Here is a 661-nt window from a genome sequence, read left to right as displayed (position 1 = left end):
GTCGGGCATTTCCTATCCGGCCTTTTCGGCAGCGCTGGCTCCGGTCGCCCTTTTCGGCCTCGTCGCGGTCGTTGTCATCATCCGCATCGTCTACCGGGCCGAATTCGCCCGAACGGTCCAACTGACGCCCGAGGTCTCGCGTGGCCGCATGCACAAGGGGCAGGTGCTGAAGGCGGTGGTGGTCTGCATCGGGCTGGCAATCGCCTTCTTCGCCGGTGTGCCTGTCGCCAAGGCCGCGCTCATCGGCGGCGCCATCCTCTTGCTTACCCGGGCGATCAAGCCGGAACGCATCTACCGCGAGATCGACGGTCCGCTGCTGTTCATGTTCGCCGGTCTGTTCGTGGTCGTCGCCGGCGCCGAAAAGACGCTTCTTTCGCCAGACATGATCGCCTCGGCAAAGGACCTCGGGCTGGACGATGTCTGGCGTCTGTCCGGATTCACCGCGGTGCTTTCCAACATCATGAGCAATGTCCCGGCCGTGCTGGCGCTGCGGCCTTTCATACCCGGCCTGGAAAACCCCGAGCGCGCCTGGCTGGTCGTCGCCATGAGCTCGACACTGGCCGGCAATTTCACGCTGCTGGGTTCGGTCGCCAATCTGATCGTCGCCGAACAGGCACGCGCCGCCGGCACGACGCTGTCGCTCGGCGCTTTTTTCAAGGTC

At 64.8% G+C, this 661-nt stretch carries 1 protein-coding gene; it reads left to right on the top strand.

Going from position 1 to position 661, the window contains the following annotated elements; genetic code table 11:
- A partial coding sequence (locus EN906_RS36255) for an SLC13 family permease (RefSeq protein ID WP_281060486.1) occupies positions 1 to 661 on the top strand: 661 nt, incomplete at both ends.

Origin of the sequence: Mesorhizobium sp. M7A.F.Ca.CA.004.06.1.1 (assembly GCF_003999135.1) — a bacterium.
Taxonomy (GTDB): Bacteria; Pseudomonadota; Alphaproteobacteria; order Rhizobiales; family Rhizobiaceae; genus Mesorhizobium.
Note: the sequence above shows the minus strand (reverse complement) of the source record. Positions and strands in the feature narration are given on the sequence as shown.